A 22769-nucleotide genomic window follows, 5' to 3' on the forward strand; every position below is an offset into this window, starting at 1 on the left:
CAATGGAGAAAAGCACGGATTATAAATCAGGGTGGCTAGGCCGATGGATAGCCGCACGCCACATGGCCCTGGCTGGCTACATCACCAAGATCATCATGATCGAGACGGGTCTGACGTACAAACAGGTACGCAGGTTATATCAGGACATCGAAAGCGATGGATACGAGCTGGAACGCAGATCACGTACATTCCGTGGTGGAGCCACGCTTATCCACAGTCACACCTCCAAGATTCAGGCGTCACTGCTGATGCAGCTTTACCGCAATATTGGTGGCGAGGACGTGATCAGATCGATTGATATCAAGGCACTGAACAAGGCGTTTCGTATGTATCACGCGATTCGCAAGGAAGTTCCTGGAATGAAAGGGGCTCGATGGGCTCCCTTCGATATCACCGATGCCTGGTGCTTGGCATCCGAACTCAGATGTGGTGATGCCATGCTTGAGGAGTGCGGTAATTGCGAATGCACGTACTTTACCTCGGTCAACCAAAGAACCTGCGTGGAGTGTCCGTTTTGTGTCGCCGACAAAAGTAAAGCGGCATGATTTTCCTCAATTGGGCAGTTTGGCGTAGGAGGTTTATTACTTCAGGCGAATAGCATGGTGCTCAAGATTTTATTGAGAGCCATGCTATGAGAAACCAAACACTCTTCATGAGAACGGTGGCCTCGCTGCTTACGGTCACAATGTCGGTACTGCCGACCAATGCATACGCCACCGGCGGTCAGAATCCGGACATCTCCTCCGTTGGGAAAGAAGCCCAGGCCTTTGGTCAAGACCTCGCCAACTCGTTCAGAGCTAACTCTGGTTCGGTCCAAAACGGCACGATCTCGATGCCGACGCTGAAAGACGGTCAATTCCAGATGAATGGCGGAAGCCAGATCAATGTGAATGACCTGTTTCCAGGAACCAGCGGCGGTGACGGCCAACCCGAGAGCTACTATTTCCCGGATGCCAACAAACCCGATGTTGACATGCTCCAGGGTATTTATGATTCCGGCGACGACATGGACGACGTGGGCAACAGCGCCAAGGGGGCTCTTTGGTCCGACGCGAATAGTGCCGATCCATCCATCTCAGGCGCCGCCTACAAAGTGCTCCTCGATGCGGCCAACCGCTCGCGTCCTGACTTCACCAATGATCCGATGCTGAACCTCAGCAAGAAGACCTACGAGGACATGGATCTGATTGCCGGAGGATTCGGAGATTGTTCCGCCGAGACAACGATCAACCAGGGCACGATTAACGCCCATATTCCGGAGTACGAACGCTGTCAGCGTGTTGTGGACCAGAGCGCAGATTGCGAGGTCGTCCACGACTACGATGCCTCGGTGGTAAAGCACTACGATGGTCCCTACAACCTGAAATCCTGTGGCGAGGGGTGTACCGAACTGTGGATTGGCCGGGTGGGCGACAACTACTGGGGTGGAAACTGCAAGATCTACGAGGAATTCACGCGGGTCCAAGTCAGTAACCCTGACGCCATCGTGTCCGCAACGCTTGAATACGCCAAGTGGGACGACTACATGCAGGTCTGGGTGGGGAAATCCGGCCAGGAAACCAAGGTTTGGCAGGGGCCGAACAACAACTTCCCGCCAGAGACAGCGGGTAAGTGTGAGCTCTCCACGAGTTGGGAGCGTAACCCGAATGTCGATGTGACCCCATACTTCAAGAACGTCAATGACGGCGATGTCGTGACATTCAAGATCAGAGTTTCTGTCACTGGCAATGGCGAGGGGTTTGGTCGTATCAAAATCCACTACGACCCGGCCAAAGCCATCACCAAGGATGAATGGTCTCCGCAAAGCTGTATGGACTCGGCCAAAGGCGTCATCGACGGTTTCGCAGAGGGCGAGATTGCCTGCATTGACGACCCAACGGATGCAAGCGGCTGCACCGTTATCAACGGCATCAAAATCTGCGAATCCCAGCTCAAACCGTCACCGCTATCTGGTATTCCAAAGCTCTGCAAGAAAGCCCGAGTCAAAGCTGATTACGATTTCTATAAGGGGCAGATGGAATGCTGGACCGATCCCCAGGGTGAGACCCATTGCCCGGTCAACTCGGGCGGTAATCTCAATAGCTGTACCGAATTCGAGAATAACCCGCAGTGCGGATTTATCAGTTCCAAGTGCGTGGATGGGGCCGAGGGCGCATCCAGTACCTGCTACGTGCATGAAGATACCTATGACTGCGGTAGCGATGTCGCGGTCCCGACATTGGAGAAGGAAACCGAATACCAGTGCGGTGGACCCATCCGCTGCATGGGAGACGATTGTCTTGACGTGACAAAGACCCAGAGCACGGACTTCGCACGCGCCACGGCACTGCTCAACGCGGCGCAGTTCATGACCCAGGACATGAGTTGCACCGGGCTGGACGGCGATAATAATCCCACCGGCGATGAGAACGTTATTTGTTCCGCCTTTGCCGGTGAAGCCGGCGAGTGCAAGATCGCCGTGGGCGGGGTGTCGGATTGCTGCGAGAAGCCATCCAATATCTCGCTGGCCGACTATCTGAACCTGATCATGGCCGTGCCAAAGCTCGACGGTGCCATCATGGCGCTTGGGTCGGAAGCCAACCCATCGGCGATCAAAGGCGCCTACCAGATCCTCCGGGAGCCGGTATTGGAAAGCTGGACGGAGGTTACCAAGCCCTTCGCCAGTTACATCGAAAATATGTCTGGCGCGGTCGATTCCTTCTATCAACCCGTGGAGCAATTCGTTGACGAACTGATTGACCAGTTAACGGAACAAGTCAAAGAGGTCATGGCCGATGTCATGAAGTCCCTCGGGCAGGATGCCGCCACTCAAGAGGCCGCTGCCGGAGGTGCAGGGAAATTGGCCCAGGAAGGCTTGATGGAAAGCGCCGCAACCTGGTTGAGCACCGCCATGACTATCTACACGGTCTATGTCGTAGCCATGGTCATGACCCAAATGATTTGGAAGTGCGAGGAGGAAGAGTTCACGATGAATGCCAAGAGAGCTCTCAAGAACTGTTCCTATGTCGGCTCTTACTGCAAGTCCAAGGTGCTCGGAGCCTGTATCGAGAAACGCGAGGCTTACTGCTGCTTCAATTCACCTTTGTCCCGCATTTTCCAGGAGCAGGTTCGTCCTCAGCTAGGCATGGACTTCGGGAACGCCGAGAATCCCCAATGCGGCGGTATCCCGCTGGATAATATCGCAGAGATTGACTGGAGCAAGGTCAACCTGGACGAGTGGCTTGGGATTCTGCAACAGAACGGCAAGTTTCCGGACCCGAACTCGCTAAACCTCGACAGCCTGACCGGAGCCGGTAGCAACTTCAACATTGACGGTAGCCGTAAGAACGCCCAGGAAAGGACACTCGAACGCTTGAACGGCGTCGACGTAGATAAGGCGCGGCGCGACTTGGCGTCCGAGATCTTCCCGGACTGGGACGGCTCGAATTGAGATCCACCCCGTTAAAGCCAGCATCATGCTGGCTTTAATCATTGATGAAAACTTTCACATGTGAAAGTTCTCTCGTGATTCTCGTTCTTTGCGCCCGAAAAGGGCACTTCCAGAGGAGAGGTTTTTAGACGCCACCCAGCAAAATTACCCCTGTGATCAAATTCATCAGGGGAACCTATGCAGCAGACAATCCAAATCGAAAGTGACACTGGTCACGGGCATCTACAGCTTCTGTCAGTGCACGAAGTAACGGCTCTACTGAAGATTTCCGCGCCAACGCTTCAACGAATCCGGGCCAACGATCCAACTTTTCCCCGGCCCTATCGTCTGGCTGGAGAGCGGACACTGCGCTATCGGGTCGACCAACTTGAATCCTGGCTGGCGTCTCGTCTGGTTGAGTCTGATGAAGCCTGCTAGTAGATATATGGAAGGCAATAAAAAGCGCCGCAAGCCAGCCGCCGAAGTGCTGGCTGCGAGAGTGGATGAAGCGAAGCAGGCGGCTCTACTTCAACACACGAAGCAGGAGATAAAAGACCTGCAACTCTCGCTATTCGACATTGCTCCCTGGTCCGACAATATGCGGGTCATGCCGAACGACTACGCTCGATCGGCATTGTTCACTGTGCGCAACAAGCGTACTCCCCGTGCGGCCTTGCAGAACCACCCCATTTACCATGTCAACAAAGACGTGAATATAACCTATACAGGTGTTGAGCTGCGCGCTCAGGACGACGAACTGGTTTGGCAGCAGGTACTGGAATATTCCAAACGGTCGCCATTGGGCGAGCCAATTACTTTCACGTTCTACAGACTTTGCCAGGATTTGGGTTGGTCGATCAACAAAGCCTATTACACCAAGGCCGAAGAATGCCTGTCTCGCCTCCAGGCGTCCGCAATGGCCTTTTCCTCCGCGCGGATCGGCCGCCTCGAATCACTGTCGCTTATCCATCGATTCCGCGTCTTGGATCGGGGCAAGAGAACATCTCTATGCCAGGTTGAAATCGACGAGGAGATCGTCGTGCTCTTCGCTGGCGATCACTATTCGAAATTCGTCTGGGAAAAGTACCGCAAGCTGTCGCCCACAGCCCGGCGGATGTTCGACTACTTCGCATCCCACAAAGAGCCCTATCCGCTTAAGCTGGAGACCTTTCGGTTGATGTGCGGCTCAGAATCAACCAGAGCAAAGAAGTGGCGCGAACAGGTCGGCGCGGCCTGTGACGAGCTGTGCGAGAACGACATGGTGGCAAGTGCCTGGGTTCATAATGACTTGGTGCACTGTAAACGGTGACTCTGGGTTTCAACACCATCTCTATCCCTTCTGATTTCCAACACCTTTCCCTCCAATCATTCCTTCTGCGCACACCACAAAATGCCCTGGAAGACCGACCAGCCTGTGCATAAGTCCTGAATTATCTCTGGGGAATGCGGCCAATACTGATAAGTGGGGGCTTTCATTGACATTTGAAGGGCAACCCCCTCGGCAAGCTACTGACAAATGAGGGGCGCGTTGCTATTTTGGCTGTTTCCGAGCCGCGACAGCGCGGTAAAACGCCAGCGCAACGGCGAGTTATCCACTACTGCTGTGGGCAACCCTGTTGGAAACCCAGCCGGACTACTGACATTTGAGGGGCAACGTTATTGATATTTGAGGGGCGCTATCATTGACATTTGAGGGGCCAACTATTGACATTTGACGGGCACCTTATTGACATTATAGGGGCTGGACATTTGATCTTTATTTTTCAAAATCAAACTCTTACATTGGATATCTACACCCATATAACCTCTTATTTAACCTCTTATTTAACCTTTTCTATAAACCAATATTTATTTTAACCCGCCTGCTCAAGAAACAATCAAGCGTTATCTGTGAAGTCTACACCGTTAGAGTCTGATCATCAGGTACCCCATGAACCTCGTCAGAAAGCCACAGAATTCAAGGCGGTGACCCTGCATGTGAAATCAGAGAGTAGCAATACCGCTCAAATTGTCCGAAAAGGGCAATTCCAGAGGTCGGCCTCGAAGGGTGATCAAGAGAAAATAACAGCAACTCCTGACCGCCCAAGGGAAAGATTATGACCGAGAATCAACTGGTATCCGTGCTAGAACAGATCCAATCATTGGCCATTCCTGCCAAAGAAATCATGACCATTAATGACTGTGCCATCTATACGGGCCTGTCCATCTCGTACCTGTACAAGTTGACGTCCAAGAAAGAGATCCCGTTTTTCAAGCCGATGGGCAAACGGGTCTACTTCAAACGCACAGAAATAGACCAGTGGTTGCTACGTAACAAGCAAGGGGGTATCTATGAAGCAAGCTAATAGATACGCTCCCCCGCGAGCAGACGAGCGCGGAGCACTTCTCTGTGCCTACCGTGAATCTGAACGTTTTGTAAAAGAGAACGAGCGAGAGCGCATAACATCGATTAGCAGGACAACTTGGTGGAGACTGGAAAAAGCTGGTCAAGTACCCAAAAGGAAAAGAATTGGAGGAAGCACGGTCTGGTTGCTGTCAGACATTCTAGCTTGGATGCAAAAGTAACAACACAACGATAAGCCTTGCTGTAAGAGAGTAATAACGGTTCATACTAAAATGGCAGCGATCACAGTCGATACGCTGTCATTCCTAAATCGAAAATGCCCCAAAGCAATTTAGTGTATTCAATCCATTCCTTTCAACTTGCTACCTAGCACTAGAAAAAATTATCTGAAATCACAGATTCTAGAATTAACAATTCACCTAAGTAAGTAACCATGGAGGTGATTGCATATTCCGGAATCGCCGGAATATGCACCGATTAATATCTAACAGCCCTAACGTCAACGTGATGAATGTAACAAAATGTAAATGTATGAGACTAAATATTACAAGAAGGGTTTACAAACTTATCGCACAGTTAAAGAATGCGTAAAAGATAAAGGCTTTCAGATGAAAGTGTGAACTGATTCTTACTTGTCCACTCAGTCTCTAGATTAAAAAGTCTCTAACAGCCACTGAACTTGGAAAATAGTTAATTTTGAATCATATACGGACGTTGCCCAAGCTCGTTTGGGTGCTGCTTTTCGGTGTCTTTATCACCCGTGGCAGCTTTTACATGATATGGCCCTATCTTTCGATCATCCTCATAAAGCAACATCAGCTTTCCGCAAGTGAAGTGGGGGCGTTGCTGTCATTTGCGGGCGTGGTATCGATACTGATTGGCTTTATGGTCGGGTCCCTTTCCGACTTTATCGGCAGAAAGTGGTTTTTATTATTGAGCGGTTGTTTAAACATTGTGGCCTTTTGCATGCTCGCCACCCTGCAATCAATCGAAGGTTATGCCATTGCGATATTTCTTTCGTCGATTGGCCGGGCAATCTGGGAACCAACAATATCGGCCTTGTTTAATGACTTGATGGAGTGCCCAACACAAAGGGAATTTGCGTTTCAACTGCGCTATTTCGCGATCAATGTGGGCAGCGCCATCGGGCCCCTTGTTGGTATATGGCTCAGTATTGAGGGGGATGCCTCTAATTTTTTCATCACGGCCGCTTCGTATCTCATGTTTATTTCCGCCATGTGGTTAGCCTGGGTTACGCCATCTACCCAGACCGTACAGAAGACCAGTGCATCAACCTGTACCCCCCCTTCAAAACGAGAAATCATCTCCACGCTCGGAAATGATAAACAATTGTTGGTCATCGTACTGGCGAATATTCTTATCTTGTTTATCTATGGTCAGCAAGACTCTACTTTGATCCAGTACCTTACCCGGGAGAGTGCTGAAGGTCTAATGTCGTTGGTATCGATGATGGTCGCGGTCAACTCTCTTGTGACGGTTGTTTCTCAGTACTTTGTTGTAAAACATTTGACCCGGTTATCCATCAATAAAAAGATGATTCTGGGTCTTATGTTCTTTGCGATCGCCCAGATTATTTGCTCCCAAAATTCCATGGCCTTTTACTGGGGATGGATTGCCGTTGCCGTTGCCATGAGCCTTGGTCAAACCATCATATTCCCACTAATGACCGTCCAGATTGATCGAATTGCACCCGAACATCTCAAGGGAACCTACTACGGCGCGTCATCATTTAACGCCTTAGGATATGTTTGTGCACCCTACCTCGGTGGAATGATTCTGGATTATTGGGGAGGTCCTGTCGTTTTTCAGATCATGTTTGGCCTGTGTATCTGGGTCGTATTAATTTATTTACGCCTTGAGAAGAAACACTCTGAAACCTCGCAATCAATACGTTCTACCACATATTGAGAAACCACATGGAAAATTTAACCAAATACGAAGGATGCTGCCATTGCGGTGCAATTGCCTTTGACGTCTACGCGACAAAAAAGCTCACCGTCACTCTGTGTAACTGTGATATCTGCTACAAGCATGGTCACCAGGAGTTGATGATCCCTGAAGAGCGGTTTGTTTTACACAAAGGACAAGCCAATTTGAAACCTTACAGATTCGGCGATTGTATTGCCGATCATACTTTTTGTGTAGTTTGTGGGGTTATGCCGTTCTATCGGCCTAAGTCGCACCCTGAAGGCTATTTTAGTGTCAATGCCCGGTGCTTGAATTTAAAGCAATCCGAGCATATCGAATATGTTGACTTTGATGGCCAGAACTGGGAGGCAAGCATCAAAGCTGGCATGCACAAACTTACCGAGTAACCCAAAGTCATTAAAAATATAAGGACGTTATGAAAAGCTCAGAAGCATTACAAACAACGTTATTGGCTACTTTTCGCTTATACTTTCAAGAACACCCATTCATACATTTAGAAAGCCTTGAGGCCACACGTACCACACTAGGGGAATTTTATGGAGTCAGCGATTTTTTCCCTTACATACAGGCCATTGCATGCGCACCGTATATTGAACGACAACTCCAATCTTGCAGCACTATTTCCGACAGTGTGGGCTTAACCTCTGTCGTCGGCACATTCCTTTCATGGGATGAGTTTGGCGGGCACTATACCGTCTGTCAGGGGGGGCAAGCGGCTTTGCCAAACATAATTAATCGGAGTCAATTCCATTCCTCCATGTTCAAAGCGGACATGCAACAAGTATTTGGCAACAATTACCATCCCGAGTTTACGTCACTGACCACGGACTACCTAATGAACTTAAAGGCAGGACTGGGTTCAGAGGATGCGAGTGAGCGAGTAGCGCATATGGTGGCCTTCGAAATGCACGCAGAAAGCATGCTGACAGCACTCTATATGACACTGAAAAAGCTAACAGACATTCCTGATAAAGGGCTGGCTTTCTTTGAGGCACACATAGGTGGAGATGATCCGGCTGAAGCTTATCATGTCGAAATGACCAACCGACTGATTGACGCCGTTATTCCCAGTGAGAAAAGCGCCGCATTTCTTAAACACTTCGATACTGCTTGCCAGCTACACCACAAGTGGTGTCTGAGCGTGATGGGAGTATAATAGATGCCAACACTTTTTATTATGAATGCCGCAACAGAACAAATGCTTGGGCATTCTCTTTCAAGTGCTGACATTCAAGCTGCGATTAATTCAGCTTGGCGCAACATATGGCTAGCCAATGAAGGCGACGTCGTTGTTTTGCCTAAGGCGCTTGAGCCTGAAATAAAAGCGTACGTAGGTGAGGTGCTTCAATGCGAACCCGATAAGGTCATCTTCATAGCCCCTGATGTTGCTTCGGTACTAACCGATAGCGTTCTCCGTGAACCTCACCTTCGAGCAAAAATACAACCGTACATTGAGCACGATACCGTCTGGACAGTGAATCCCTGCTATCAAAGCGTGGGGGTGGCGGAGCTTGCAGATAGCCTTGGACTCTCTCTGGGCGAAGGGGACTCATTCATCCGTCAGCAGGGCATTGACCGCTACAACCGAAAAAGCCAATTTCGCACTCTTGCCACCCAGTCAAGCCTTCCCGTACCTAGTGGCGAAATCCTCCATAGCAAGACAGAGCTCGCAGGAGCGATTCAACGGCACATCGATGAAACAGGCATAGTCATTATTAAAAGCGATGTGGGTGTAGCAGGACTTGGTAATATCGCCATCACCCGACATCCCTTGCGCCCATTGCCCGGCATTTCACGCCTGTACTCTGAAAGTGACTTTGATTTGGACTCACTGCAAATCGATAACACCGTAGTAGAAAGCTACCACACCGCCACCCATATGTTGTTTATCGAATTTTTTGTGCAGGACGATGGCCGTGCCGATTTTCTCAACCTAGGGGAAATTAGGATGGTAGATGACTCCAGCGGCTTGAGTATGAAGTGGATAGGCCTAGATCTTCATACTTCTCTGCCACCACTCATGCTCGCACATTACGTGAATGAGTCGTCTAGATTCGTGCAAGCGGCGGCCAAGCGAGGCTATCGTGGTTATATCGATGTCGACGCAATTGTCACCGATCGTCATCAGCTTCTATTCAATGAATCCAACGGGCGCTGGGGCGGCTGCACCGTACTTCACCATTTAGCCGAAAAACTCATCGGCCGAAACTACGCTTCGACGCATGTCGTATCGGCCCGACGAGCCATAAACACACCTAGTTTTGAGTACGCAAAAAGTATACTTGAAAAAACGGAGCGGGGCTTTTGCCCAATAAAGCAAGAAGGCATTGTCATTCTCGCCTTCGACAAGGGTAGCCAGCAAATGGAAATCGTTTTGATTGCACGATCACTGGGCACCGCACGGACGATGGAGCAGCAATATTTGAAGGCACTAACGGAGTAGGGTTATGAAAAATCTACCGAACGACATCATCTGGGATCTCACTTACGCCTGTCCGTTGCGATGCGGGTATTGTTACTCTGAGTCAGGGCGCCGAGAAAATAAAGAACAAGATACCAAGAAGCTCATGGACATCGCAGATAAGATTATTGAAATCCACCCAGACCGCGTCGCGTTCAGTGGCGGAGAGCCACTCTTAGTAAAGTCTGTGTACTCTCTTGCGAGCTACCTGAAATCAAAGGGGATACGAGTCACTCTCTATACAAGTGGTTACACGATTAACAGTAAAAATGTAAGCAAAATCTTGGAGTGTTTTCCCGAAGTCCGTGTCAGCCTTGACTGCCATATCCCCGAAATAAACGATCGGGTAAGGGGAAAAAAAGGGGGCGCTCAGCGCGCGTTACAGGCTTTGGAGCTATTGCTGTCTAATCGACGACACAACAGCGATAACGTGGTTGGCATCGATACGGTGGTCGTGCAGGATAACCTGCCCCACTTGAACGTTTTCTGCCATCATATTGCTCGCCACTTCCCCACCTTAGATTTCATCAATATGGGCGTTGCGATACCATCAGGACTTGCAAATCGCCAAACTTTTGCTGACACGCAACTACTCACTTTTGAACAACTGGAATCGGTCCGCGATCCAAGATTTATTGAGCACCTGAGAGCACCTTTTCCAAAAGAACAAGCGCAACACATTACCATAAGTGATAACTTTCGGCTCTTAATGAGCGCGCAGGATATTGAAAGTGGGACAGCCAGAGTCAATGCCATACAAATCGAACCTGACGGAAAAATTAGAGGATCTTTGATTTATGAGGGTACTGTTGGCCATATTCTTCATGACGAAATATCGACCATTCTTTATCGGATACAAGAACGACTGTCAGATCCCCTTTATGTGAAAGTACTAAAAGAGATCAACACCCTTCAGCAATGGGCTGAAAGTGCCCGTACCATTGACTTACACTATACAACCGGTAAAGAGCACCAACGAATAGCCAAGCGACACTCCGCCCACTTCGATAAGAATACCATTCACATAAAGACGGAGGAAACATGCTAAAGTTACCAGATCAGATTCGCGCCGAAACTCGGCACATTTCTGGGTATCGAACTCTAATTCAGCTCTCTGTCATCGCCGGAAGTGTGGTGTGTCTTTGGGCATTCGTGCTTAGGTTCAACTCAATATTAGGGTTCATCACAGCTAGTCTTTTTACAGGATTTGCTTTGTCTGGGCTCATCAATGCCGCTCATGAATGTACGCATAACACACATTATCGCAACAAATGGCTCAATCAATTTGCAGGCACCATTATGTGCTTACCGTTACTGCTCAACTACCATCTGTATCGCTGGAAACACCTTGATCATCACCGATATGTTGGAACAAGCAGAGATACTGAGATACCTAGGCATTTTAACAGTCGAAGAGACTATATCGCTACGATGCTTGGGCTCGGCTACTGGAAATATATCCTGAGTTCACTCTTTCAATGTTTACTACGGGACTTTCCTACTTCTATCAACACCCGACGTAAGCAAAACGCAGTCATGTTGAATGCCGGACTTCTCCTTTTGGTGATGCTTTCCTTGGTAATCATAACATTCACTTGGCCGCTCGAAATCTTGTTGGGCTATTGGTTACCAATGATAACTGCAATTGTCCTAATCAATATTTTCAGTCTGGCTGAACATTACCGAATCAGTCCCGAGTCTCTAGCTGTCGCCGAATCCCGAACAGTACTGAGCAATAGCGTTGTCCGCTACTTTATTTGGAATGCCAACTTCCATACTGAACACCACTACTTTCCTAAGATACAATCTTACCATCTACCGCATATATATACACAGACTGCTAAACAAGGGTATGAGCAATGGTCTTCTTACTTAGCGTTTCATTTCTGGGTATGGAGTGAGCTTAAACGTAAGGAGAGAAAGGTATGAGCCATACCTTCAATATCAGTCGTTGCTCAACAGTCGTATTTAATAACGTGGAAGATATGATTGCTGCAGATCAAGACCCCCTTAATAGCTGCGCATACGGTCGGGTTAACAACCCTACTAGTCGATGCTTTGAAGAAGCTATGGCTACACTGGAGCATGGGTTCAAGGCAGTAACGGCTCCCTCCGGTTTATCTGCCATCACAATGTGCTTTATGGCCTTGGTTAGATCCGGAGGGCATGTCCTCATTGCTGATGACGTTTTTGGTGGTGTGAAGCGTTTTGCGCAGGAGGTGCTACATCGTTTAGACATTGAGATCGAATATTATCGTTCAGGTCATGTTGAGGACATCTGCCAGCGAGTGAAATCCAATACTCAAATCATCTATGTGGAATCGCCCAGTTACTTTAAAGGGAGAATAACAGACATTGCTCAACTTAGAGAAAACGTCAAATCCGGCAACCTCGCTATCATCGCCGATAATACTTGGGCATCGCCATGCTACGCCAACCCATTAGAACAAGGTGCTGATATTTCAATACATTCGGTTTCGAAGTATATAGGAGGGCATTCCGATGTGGTACTTGGCGTGGCCGTTTGCAATGAAACAACTTGGGAAAAAGTGAAGCTCAACGCTTTTTACCAAGGCATTCATGTGTCCCCAGATGACGTCTATCTGGCTTGGAGAGGGTTGCAAACATTAAAAGCAAGGATGGCACAGCTCAGTCGTTCAGCCTACCAGATCGCTTACTGGTTGACTCAACATCCACAAGTGCTTGACGTTTACTACCCTGCCCTAAAAACACATCCGGATCATGACCTGTGGTCTCGACTTTTTCTCGGCGCCAGCGGACGCTTTGCTATACGCCTTTCCTCTATGACAAACCAAGAAATCACTGAGCGCCTAAATACCATGCAGCACTTCAAGCTAGGATACGGATGGGGGGGATACTCAAGCTTGATTGCCCCACGTGAACTCCCCAGCAAAGAGTCCAAGGCACTCAATAACGTCACATTGATGTTATCTATTGGGTTAGAGGATGTGAATAATTTGATTGATGATCTCGAGCACCTACTTACATTCAAAACCGGCGTTGTTTCCTAAATCATTGAACTTATCATCCGAGCCGCGATCAGATCATCAACGCCTCAAACAGGTCACAGATGATGAGCAAAGCCAAGTACAAAATCAGCAATTGGAAGCAATACAATCAAGCACTGATTAATCGTGGTTCGATTACCTTTTGGGTTGATGACGCCGCAATCCAGACTTGGCACTGCAAAGAGCATCAGGGCAAACGAGGCAGAGGCTTTACGTTTACCGATGGTGCCATTGAAACAGCACTGATGGTTAAAGGCATTTTCAAGCTCCCTCTTCGCGCCCTTCAAGGCTTTCTCGACTCGATATTTGGTTTGATGGACGTACCGCTAAAATCGCCGTCATATAGTTGTATCAGTAAACGATCGAAGACGGTTGAAGTTAATTACCGATTACCCAGTCGTGGGCCCGTTGCTCACGTCGTCATTGATGCCACCGGTTTAAAAGTGTTTGGCGAGGGAGAATGGAAAATGCGCAAACGTGGCAAGGAAAAACGCCGTGTTTGGCGCAAGCTGCATCTTGCGATTGACGACAGTACACATGAAGTGATTTCTGCCGTCGTTAGCTTAGCGTCTGTTGGTGACAATGAAGCCTTGCCGACGCTGCTCAACCCGTTACGCCGAAAAATTGCCCAAGTCAGTGCTGACGGCGCTTACGATACGAAAGACTGTCATCAGGTGCTCAAGAAAAAAGGCATCAAACCGACCATCCCACCGCGCAGCAATGCGGGTTATTGGGAGAATGATCATCCTCGCAATGCAGCCGTCAGCGCCTTAAAGTCGGGTAACTTGGCAAACTGGAAACGAGAAGAAGGTTATCACCAACGCTCTCTGTCAGAAACAGGCATGTCTCGATACAAAACGTTAATCAGCCCTGAGCTGACACTACGTAACTACGATGCCCAAGTTGGCGAAGTATTGGCCAACGTGAAAGCGATAAACAAAGTCATAAGACTTGGTATGCCTGTTAGTTACCGAGTTGATTGATGGGGGCAACCCCATTGGGATCAGTGCGTTAGGTGAATTATTTGATCAACAACGCCGTTTGAGGGGGAACTCAGTTTTTGTTTTTAAAGTTAGACGAAACTCACTTCGTTTTGCTAATGTGCAATCAATTGACTTATACGGATAAAAATAATGAATATTCAAAAGTTGAAGATTCACAATTTCAGAAGTATCTCAATGCTCGACTTGAGCTTGGGTACTGAAAACCGAGTTGTGTGTTTTGTTGGTGAGAACGGTAGTGCAAAGACGTCGGTTTTGAGTCTTATTGCAGAAGCGATAGTATCTCAGTCAAAGCTAAAGTTTCCCGACTTTGAGTTGCACAGTGGCAAAAGATATCGACTGATGAGTAACTCTGAAATAAATGCGGACAGCAGTTTTTATTCGGTAGAGCTGCACTATTCAAACTTTGAAAACCGCTCTTACCAGTTCAAAAAGCTTGTAGGTCGGAAGAAGGGCCTTCCTGCAACTGAATATCAGGAAGTAATTCAGGGAGTAAGCTTAACACGAGAATATTATTCAGAATTCTCGACTTTATCTAGATTAGAGGCTAATCAAGATTATCTAGTCTCACATATATTTCTTATTAGGCCGAGTACAAGATACGAGAAGGATGGCTTTGAAGTGTCTGAAGCTAGATCCCAAACTCCTGCGTATTCTGTAGGTGAGCGATACAATGAGGAAATGCCATACCCACTTACAGTATCGCATATAGGAGAAAGTATTCAGTCAATCATTCTTGATATGATTCTCGACGCAACAATTGGTTATGAAGATGCGGCTCATGCCTTTAGATTAATTACTCACATATTGGATAAGATTACAGGCAAGGAATTCGGTCAGTTACAAATATCACAGTCACCTTATAGGCAGGTAGTATCTTCGAATAATGGGCCAATAAAATCGTTATCTCAAGGTGAGCTTGATCTACTTGTTACAGTATCTTCGATTCTTTCTCGTCAACTATTTCATTTCAAACAATACACCAAGGACCAAAAGAAAGAACTAGGATTTAATACCTTATTGGATACCCCCGGTATTGTTTTAATTGATGAGGTAGATCTGCATCTTCATCCAAGAGCCCAAGAAAGTTACATAAAAACACTAACAAACATATTCCCCAATATTCAATTCATTATTACCACTCATAGCCCTTTTGTAGTCCGAGGACTTCCAAAGCACTCAAAAGTTGTCAACTTACCATCAGGTAGAGTGTTTGAAGAGAACTTCGAAGCAATGGATATCGATAGTATTACTAATATCATTTTTGGTTACGATGGTAGCTTTTCAGAAGCAATAAAAAACAAGCTAAGTCAGTTTAAGAACGCGCTAGTGTTAGAGGAGCCGAATGTTCAGTTGTTGCAGCAGTTGTATGGAGAGTTATCTTCATCAGACTCTGCAAAAGAGGAGTTGTTGTTGTATCTTGCTTCATATGCTGATGAAGAACTAATTAATACCGTGAAGGGAGAGGGAGATGCGCAAAGTAGATAGATCTTCTGTTCCTTTTCCAAATAGACTACTACAGCAAAATCTGACAGAAGATAATTTAGCCCACTTAGAAAACTATAAACAGATTAGTGGCAGCATCTACGGTCATCAAGACGTCAAAAATAGCTTGAAAATGCTGTATTTTGATAAGTGCTATATCTGTGAAGGCGATATCAGTTCTGGTGATTATGACGTAGAGCACTATCTTCCTAAAAGGTATTTTCCGCAACTAGGTTACACTTGGCAAAATCTTCACAAAGCGTGTACTGGCTGCAATCTGGCAAAAGAGAATAAGAACTTTTTCGTTACTGATGAGGAAGGTAATGTAACTGATATCAAACTGCTAGATCCATCAAGTTTGGAGTATGATATCGCTGATTATATCTGTTTCACTATCGATTCAAAGGCAGAAAGGGTCGATATTGGTCAAAACCCAATAGTGATTACGAAAGCTATAAATACGATTCATTACTTAAATGGTAACTACCCATCTGCTTATGGAAAAGAGCTTTGCTACTTACGAAGTAATAAGAGTTCAAGTTTTCTTCGTTTCTGTAACGAAACTCTAGTTGAACATCGGGGTCGGCTAAGAGAAATTAAACTTACTATTAGTACTTATCAACTTCCAGAAGACTCCGCGTTGCTGGAAATTGATCAAAGCATCTGTCAAAGCCTTATAAATGCAGATAATGAGTACTTATCAGATAAAGCACCTTTTAGTACTTCTACTAGAGTACAGCTATTTCCAACGTTAAGGATTACATATGCTGAATTGATTAGGATAAAAAATCATATGAAACAAACTCTTGGTATGTAAACTTGAAAGGGCCAATAGCACATTTTATTGTCATCTCTAAACCACCGTCTCTGGCGGTGGTGATTGTAACTAAAGGCTGACTAACAAACACCGAAACAACCAAGGGTCTTTGGTTTGAAGATACTTTTTCTAATCTGATGTAAGTAACTGAGATCAAATGCACTAACACACTTATGTCCAGAAGTGAGTTATAAAGAGTATGAAACTTTATTCCTCTCCTACACTTCCGGTATGATTGCGCCTGAATGTCGCTTTAAACTGGTATTGTTTCACTTTTGCCAAATGGTGAGTGAACTGGTAAGTATGAACATTAAATCATGGCAAAAGATGCATATAACCAATTGATTTATATATTCATATACTTTTCACTCCACGAGCAGATCCAGAATATCGAGTAACGCGCTCTTCTATTACCTCATTTGCCACACCTCTTACCAAACCCCTGTTTTCAGGGGTTTTTATCAACTTTCAGACGCTGCCCTGTTCTTTCAGCCAACGGGTGAATTGAGCTGATCGGGTATGCCCTTATCCAGATTCATTCAACCACTGCGAAGATGTCACATGCCCATTTTGGTGAGTCGCTTGCGCCTATGATTTTCGGCAGTAAGGCAAATAAGATTGTCAATTTTGATTCAGTTTCTAAATCACAATTTTCACGGAAATAATTGACGTGAAATTACAAATTTACAAACCAAAAATCCAAATCAGTTTGAAAAACCTGAAAATCACGTCGATAATCAACGTGTATTTTATTTTTTATAAACCAAAATGGGATCAGCCATGCTGAACACTGAAGCCAGACTGCAACTAAAGAAACTGCTGCCGTTGGATATGATCGCCACCAAATCATGGCTGGAGACGCAAGGACTCAACCTGCATTTTCTGGACAATGCAGTCCGGAGCCAAACGCTGATCCCTGTCGCAGCCGGTGTTTACACTAGGCAAGAAGCGAGGCTGTCCTGGAAAGGAATCGTTGCCTCGTTGCAACGCATGGCCGATGTCCCTGTCCATGTTGGAGGTCTGACAGCGTTAGAGCAGGAAGGACTTGGCCATTACCTGTCCAAAGGAAACAAACCCAAGGTTCACCTCTATTCTGCTGAGATGCTGCCTAGATGGCTGGCTAGAATCGATGCGCCAGCACAATTTGAGAGGCATGGCACTCGTCGCCTATGGCCAGAGACGCTAATGCAAGACAACCAGTACCTGAGGCAAGATAGCTGGCAAGCATCTCTTCCTTCATTACATTATTCCTGTCCAGAGAAAGCCATTTTGGAGCTTTTAGCAATAGTGCCCAATACCATCAGCTTTGAACACGCTGACCAACTTATGCAAGGATTACACAACCTATCGCCTCGTAAGCTGAATGCCTTGCTGAAAGCCTGTCGCAGTATCAAAGCAAAGCGACTCTTTCTCTGGCTGGCAGGAAGACATCAACACGCTTGGCTTAAATACCTCACACCAGAACAGTATGCACTGGGCACTGGTAAACGACTGATCGCTAAAGGCGGCAAACTCGAGCCCACCTGGCAAATAACAGTGCCTAAGGACATGTGAAAACATGAATAGACAAAGCCACGACTACCGACAAGTGCAGCTACTACTCAGGATCATTCCTTTTGTTGCGCAGCACGACTGTTTCGCTCTCAAAGGTGGAACCGCTATCAATTTGTTCGTTCGTGACTTTCCTCGACTTTCGGTTGATATCGACTTGGTTTTTCTGCCCATGATGGAACGGAATGAAGCCCTGCAGACCATCAAGAGCAACCTAGATACCCTGGCCTCCACGATCACGGCTAACATCGACAATACTCGTGTTGTCCGCGCCTTCCTGGATAAATCAGATGCTCTGCGTTTATTGGTGGAGCGAGATAACGTTCAAATCAAAATTGAACTCTCCCCTGTACTACGCGGTACGGTTTACGCCCCCAAAGTCATGCCAGTCAGTGGGGCTGTTGAAGATGAGTTTGGTTTTGCAGAGATGCCAGTGGTGAGTTTTGCCGATTTATACGCGGGGAAAATCTGTGCAGCACTGGATCGTCAGCACCCGAGAGATCTTTTCGACGTCAAGCAACTACTTGATAACGAAGGACTCACCGATGAACTTCGTAAAGCCTTATTGGTTTATATTATTAGCCACCCACGTCCTATTGCCGAACTACTTAGACCAAACTTCAAGGACATTTCAGGTGTTTATGAAGGAGAGTTTCGGAATATGGCCGATCAAGACATTCCCCAAGCGGAACTCGAAGCAACTCGCGAGCAGCTGGTGAGGCTCATAAACTCGTCTTTGACGCCTCAAGAGCGATCATTTTTACTGTCTTTCAAAAATCGCTCCCCCGACTGGTCTCTTTTGGAGCTTTCAGGAATCGACCAGTTACCTGCTGTTCGCTGGAAAATACAAAACCTGGCCAAAATGAACCCAGAGAAACATTCCGAAGCTTACCATCGGCTTCAACAAATATTGACGATATAAAAGCCCCACCCTACACGGGACAGGGCTCTAACTTTACTCAAGCGGCTTTTCTCTGCTCAATCCACCACAGCAGATCTGAAAGCCGCCAAGCCACACAATGGGAAGGCGATTATACTCAGTGGCGCTTACTCATACCCATCCAGACGCTCGAATTTATAGTATTGATATTCACTCACGATAACCTTGCTATGTATTTATGGTGAATTGAAAAGTTTGTTTTAACAAAGGTTGCACCTGAGCCACCCTGGCAACGGGTTCAGCGTTTAAATAACGCATTGGGTCAATGATTACAAAGCCCCAAAACTGCAAAAATCGCTCAATAAATCGTGATTCGATGAGCACGCTTAAATATCTCTCTGGAGAGAAGTAATCATCCGCAGGGATTGCCAGCAATAAATCGGGGAAAGCTGTTATCACCTCTTCAACCAGTTGATCGACACTGCTATGGCTCTGAATGCGCCACAACATAAACAGCCAAAAAGTGCGCAAATCGACATCGAACTCAAAACTGTCCAAATAGCCCCAATTATATTTACTGATGGCGGCTTCTAACAAAGGTTTAAAAAATGCCTGTATGCCTAACGCCTGATACTGCTTTTGCGCTGATTTTTTCACATGGTAGCGGCCGCTACGTCGATAAATAATACCGCTAATTTCGGCAAGCACTCGGGTGTAGTGCAAGGCATTGAATTTGTCTTCGTTACTGCCCGCAAACTCCCTGATACTTATATCACGTTCGAATTGAGCCACGGTAAACTCAGGCAGTAACTCACTGGCCTGTTTAACCAACTTAGCCGGTAAGTTGCCTTTACTCGTGGCTTTGAATGAGCCTTCTTGTGCCATGGCCTCATCAAGAATGAGCGCTAGATAACGCATCACCGGGCTGGCAGAAAGAGAGTCGGGTGTGCTGATTGTCACCCACTGTAATTCATCAAAAGGCGCATAAAGCCAATTGGCCATTTGCGTTGGTGTCACGCCACAAAAATCGGGATGAGGTTGATTATTGCGATCCTGCACTTTGTGTTGTAAAGCAGCGTTGAGTTCATCAAGGCTCAAATTTGGGTTCATTGCCAGCATGGCGTCAACATCATCGAAGACTTGGGCATGTTGCTTGGAAACGGTGTTCATACAACAACGTTTAAATTTTTTACCACTGCCACAATGACAAGGATCGTTTCGGCCGAGCTTCATTGTTGTCCCTTCTTATCGTTGTAAAAAAAGCGCTGCATTTTCTTGTTTGCGCTGATCCAGTGTTTTAGCAATCGCAGACACTGTTGTTTTACTGATCCCTTGTTGCTGTGCAAGATAAGTAAATTGGCTGAGTGCTTCAGCGACTTCTTCAATGACATGCCTTGCATCATGCCAACTCCCATAGCCTGCACTTGCTGCAAGTTTTTGCATCACCTTAACCGGTGGCGCTTTGCCATAACCTCCGAACGCAGTGGCGTGTTCGTTGAATGGATGTGGGCTGTAGGTAACATCGTAAAAAGGTGCAGGATTCCATTGACCGTCATCAGCTTGCAAAAACGCCCAGTTTTTACTGTGGTCGTCTTGGTTAGACGACAGCAGGTTGAAAATGGCGCGGCGAAATTGCAGCTGTCCAGCAGCCGGAGATTTACACAACTGACGGCTGGCTTTGATCAAGTCAATATAATCTAAACTTGGCGTTCGAAAGTCTGCATCCAGCAGTCCGCAGGCGCTGTGCATATGCAAGCGGCCAGAACCGCGCTTGCTGTCTAAATTGGTCTGTTCAGTGACATCATCAAAACGCTTGAGCGCCAACCACGCAGTTGCACCGCTTGTAGGCGGTGCTTCAATAAGTTGCCACAGAGGTGGTTGACACTTGGCTTGCTCAGCCATTTGCAAATAGACGGCCTCACACAAACCTTCTTCATGCCCGAGCGCTAGATTTTTCGAGGTAAACTTAATCAGCCAAGCTTCATCACCAGGCCGTGCAAAAGTTCGACAATGTTGCGTTTCCCCCGCAGGCATATAAATCTGCGCCTTGGGTCTTGCCCCACCTGAACTACCGCCGGCGACTAATGCGGCCAACACCTGTTGAGTATGCCCATCTAACTCATCGTGGTTATCATCCGTATTTTCTGACATTGAAGCATCGAACAGCGTTTGCGCTTCTAAGCCCAAGATTGCTAAATCAATCTCAGCGTACGTCGTGGCTGAAAACTCAGACACCGGAGAAAAAGACAGCGCTCCCATGCCTTTGTCACCGACAAAGGCCAGTCTGTCCATCGCCGTGAATTGATTCGGCAGAATGCCTTTTTGCCGGAAAATACGATCTTGTAACAGCATGCCCCACCCATCAGGCAAACAATCCCCAAAAACGCCATGCACACCTTGGTGCGGCTGTTGAGGTGCGGCTTGAACTTGTGTGCTCGACTGCACAGTAAACGGTGATAAATTGCCAAACTGCTGCAAATAGCTGTCTGCATATTGAAAAAAAACGCCCTGCCGGTTCTGAGCCAAGACCCCTACGCCTACCTGCTCACCTGAGCTTAACGTACGGGTTACAGTAAGCTTTTGAATCGGTTTAAAACCCATCTTTTAGCACCTCATCAATACTAGAGGGCATAGTGGCGCGCTCTTTGTTAGGTTGTGTGAGCTGATAAAGCCTATCCAATGAGTCGAGAGTCTGCCAAAGCAAGAGCAGTTGGCGGAAGGAAATTTGTCCAGTTAACTCAAACTTCTTAATGGTGGCCGCAGGTACGCAGCTTCGCTCTGCCAGTGCCGCTCGTGACAATTTTGCTTTTTGGCGTAACTCACGCAAATAAGCAGCATAAGCTTGGCTCACATCGGTATCATCAAGTAAGGTAAAATTCATCCGCAACGCCCTATTGGATACAGTTTTATCCATTATATGGATAAAAGACCAAAAATGGACACTATTGTATCCATAAAAGACAAAGGTATTGAAAATTTACCCGATAAAGCCTTTCAAAACTGCTTTTTTAGCTCAAAACGGACGCAGCATGCTGAACTGTACAAAACGGTTCAATCAAGCGCGATTCAACTCAAAATCTGAGTTGCCTTGTCTGGCGAGTCGTCATGATGGCACCACAGCTGCTCACTCACAATCGGCCGCGCAGTCCGCCGCCCCCGATCCCCCGGAGCTGACCCGCACCGATATTGGGACGATTGATCGTGCCGCGCTGGATCGCCGGACGATTCGTGCGGATCGTTGCGCGGTCGACAGGTCCCTGCGCTCGCCGGGTTTGCAATTGTTGCTGCACACGCTGCTGGGTTTCCGGCGGCAGGCTTTGCCATTTGCTGTCGAGCTGTGCTTTCACGGCTGGCAGATTGCCGGTGATATCTCCCGGATTTCCCCGCCAATCACTGATCCTACCTTTGATTTCCTGTTGTTTATCCGAATCCAGACTCTGCCACCAGTCGCTGATCATCTCTTTGTACTCCCCGTCACCATGGCAGCAGTCCGGATAATAATGGTGCCAGTAATACAGATAATCGTCGTACCACCAATCTTCACTGTAGTGATATGCAGCGGGTCCGGCTGGCACTGCGCTGGTGCTGCCGCACCCGGTCAGCATCAGTAAAGCGCTCAAAAATGCCAAATGAATCGCTTTCATCTCAAACGTCACCTATCCATGAATCATGCATATCAACAGCTTATCACTCCCCGCTTGAGTTCGCTTGATTTCAGTCTGAATCAGGCGATACACCACATCAAAGATTAAATAGAAACCACTGATTTTTCAGTCAAATGTCCAAATGTGAACCGAACTCACGATATAAGCACGATTTTGCCGCCATTCATTTTTTTGTCA

General features: G+C 47.2%; 21 protein-coding genes and 1 pseudogene. 18 read left to right on the forward strand and 4 right to left on the reverse strand.

Translation table 11 applies throughout. The features are described 5' to 3' along the window. Positions 1-2: 2 nt before the first annotated feature. From Q4579_RS08835 to Q4579_RS08915, 18 genes and pseudogenes are all read left to right on the forward strand, one after another. Complete coding sequence (locus Q4579_RS08835; protein ID WP_303563306.1) at positions 3-545, forward strand: FlhC family transcriptional regulator; 543 nt, start codon at positions 3-5, stop codon at positions 543-545. An 86-nt stretch (positions 546-631) separates the two neighbouring features. Beyond that, a complete protein-coding gene (gene traN / locus Q4579_RS08840) occupies positions 632-3430 on the forward strand; it encodes a conjugal transfer mating pair stabilization protein TraN (RefSeq protein ID WP_303563308.1) in 2799 nt (932 codons plus the stop codon). Between the two features lie 177 nt (positions 3431-3607). Beyond that, the gene (locus Q4579_RS08845; protein WP_303563309.1) at positions 3608-3847 is read left to right on the forward strand and encodes an AlpA family transcriptional regulator; all 240 of its coding nucleotides are present in this window, start codon (positions 3608-3610) and stop codon (positions 3845-3847) included. 25 nt (positions 3848-3872) lie between these two features. After that, a pseudogene (gene trfA / locus Q4579_RS08850) lies at positions 3873-4718 on the forward strand (plasmid replication initiator TrfA); the annotation flags it as partial. Between the two features lie 787 nt (positions 4719-5505). Further along, on the forward strand, positions 5506-5754 hold the full coding sequence (locus Q4579_RS08855; RefSeq protein WP_303563312.1) for an AlpA family transcriptional regulator: 249 nt from the start codon (positions 5506-5508) through the stop codon (positions 5752-5754). Continuing rightward, complete coding sequence (locus Q4579_RS08860; RefSeq protein ID WP_303563313.1) at positions 5741-5974, forward strand: AlpA family transcriptional regulator; 234 nt, start codon at positions 5741-5743, stop codon at positions 5972-5974. The genes Q4579_RS08855 and Q4579_RS08860 overlap by 14 nt, the downstream gene beginning before the upstream one ends. 475 nt (positions 5975-6449) lie before the next feature. After that, positions 6450-7682, forward strand: coding sequence for an MFS transporter (locus Q4579_RS08865; protein ID WP_303563315.1), 1233 nt, complete (start codon positions 6450-6452; stop codon positions 7680-7682). An 8-nt stretch (positions 7683-7690) separates the two neighbouring features. After that, positions 7691-8089: a GFA family protein gene (locus tag Q4579_RS08870; protein ID WP_303563317.1), complete on the forward strand. Its 399-nt coding sequence runs from the start codon at positions 7691-7693 to the stop codon at positions 8087-8089. Positions 8090-8118: 29 nt separating this feature from the next. Further along, positions 8119-8859: a hypothetical protein gene (locus Q4579_RS08875; RefSeq protein WP_303563318.1), complete on the forward strand. Its 741-nt coding sequence runs from the start codon at positions 8119-8121 to the stop codon at positions 8857-8859. Positions 8860-8862: 3 nt separating this feature from the next. Next, entirely contained in the window at positions 8863-10146 is a 1284-nt protein-coding gene (locus Q4579_RS08880; RefSeq protein WP_303563319.1) for a hypothetical protein, read from the forward strand. Between the two features lie 4 nt (positions 10147-10150). Further along, complete coding sequence (locus tag Q4579_RS08885; protein ID WP_303563321.1) at positions 10151-11212, forward strand: radical SAM protein; 1062 nt, start codon at positions 10151-10153, stop codon at positions 11210-11212. Continuing rightward, positions 11206-12093, forward strand: coding sequence for a fatty acid desaturase (locus Q4579_RS23060; protein WP_368501974.1), 888 nt, complete (start codon positions 11206-11208; stop codon positions 12091-12093). The genes Q4579_RS08885 and Q4579_RS23060 overlap by 7 nt, the downstream gene beginning before the upstream one ends. After that, positions 12090-13196, forward strand: a complete 1107-nt coding sequence (locus tag Q4579_RS08890) for a PLP-dependent aspartate aminotransferase family protein (protein ID WP_303563323.1) — start codon at positions 12090-12092, stop codon at positions 13194-13196. The genes Q4579_RS23060 and Q4579_RS08890 overlap by 4 nt, the downstream gene beginning before the upstream one ends. A 62-nt stretch (positions 13197-13258) precedes the next feature. After that, a complete protein-coding gene (locus Q4579_RS08895; RefSeq protein ID WP_303563324.1) occupies positions 13259-14176 on the forward strand; it encodes an IS5 family transposase in 918 nt (305 codons plus the stop codon). A 150-nt stretch (positions 14177-14326) separates the two neighbouring features. Beyond that, positions 14327-15682: an AAA family ATPase gene (locus tag Q4579_RS08900; RefSeq protein ID WP_303563326.1), complete on the forward strand. Its 1356-nt coding sequence runs from the start codon at positions 14327-14329 to the stop codon at positions 15680-15682. Further along, positions 15666-16496 carry a hypothetical protein gene (locus Q4579_RS08905; protein ID WP_303563327.1) on the forward strand — a complete coding sequence of 277 codons (831 nt, stop codon included), beginning with the start codon at positions 15666-15668 and terminating at the stop codon, positions 16494-16496. The genes Q4579_RS08900 and Q4579_RS08905 overlap by 17 nt, the downstream gene beginning before the upstream one ends. A 780-nt stretch (positions 16497-17276) precedes the next feature. Then, positions 17277-18050, forward strand: coding sequence for a type IV toxin-antitoxin system AbiEi family antitoxin (locus tag Q4579_RS08910; protein WP_303563329.1), 774 nt, complete (start codon positions 17277-17279; stop codon positions 18048-18050). A 4-nt stretch (positions 18051-18054) separates the two neighbouring features. Next, complete coding sequence (locus Q4579_RS08915; protein ID WP_303563331.1) at positions 18055-18969, forward strand: nucleotidyl transferase AbiEii/AbiGii toxin family protein; 915 nt, start codon at positions 18055-18057, stop codon at positions 18967-18969. Positions 18970-19155: 186 nt separating this feature from the next. Here the strand turns inward: Q4579_RS08915 and Q4579_RS08920 are convergent, their stop codons facing one another. The 4 genes from Q4579_RS08920 to Q4579_RS08935 all read right to left on the reverse strand — a co-directional run bounded on the left by Q4579_RS08920 (position 19156) and on the right by Q4579_RS08935 (position 22571). Beyond that, positions 19156-20160 (reverse strand): YecA family protein, encoded by a 1005-nt coding sequence (locus Q4579_RS08920; protein ID WP_303563332.1) that lies wholly within the window; start codon positions 20158-20160, stop codon positions 19156-19158. A gap of 12 nt (positions 20161-20172) precedes the next feature. Then, entirely contained in the window at positions 20173-21528 is a 1356-nt protein-coding gene (locus tag Q4579_RS08925) for a type II toxin-antitoxin system HipA family toxin (protein ID WP_303563333.1), read from the reverse strand. Next, positions 21518-21808, reverse strand: a complete 291-nt coding sequence (locus tag Q4579_RS08930; protein ID WP_303563334.1) for a helix-turn-helix transcriptional regulator — start codon at positions 21806-21808, stop codon at positions 21518-21520. The genes Q4579_RS08925 and Q4579_RS08930 overlap by 11 nt, the downstream gene beginning before the upstream one ends. 247 nt (positions 21809-22055) lie before the next feature. After that, positions 22056-22571, reverse strand: coding sequence for a hypothetical protein (locus Q4579_RS08935; protein WP_303563335.1), 516 nt, complete (start codon positions 22569-22571; stop codon positions 22056-22058). Positions 22572-22769 lie beyond the last annotated feature (198 nt).

Source organism: Photobacterium sp. 1_MG-2023 (assembly GCF_030547945.1).
Taxonomy (GTDB): Bacteria; Pseudomonadota; Gammaproteobacteria; order Enterobacterales; family Vibrionaceae; genus Photobacterium.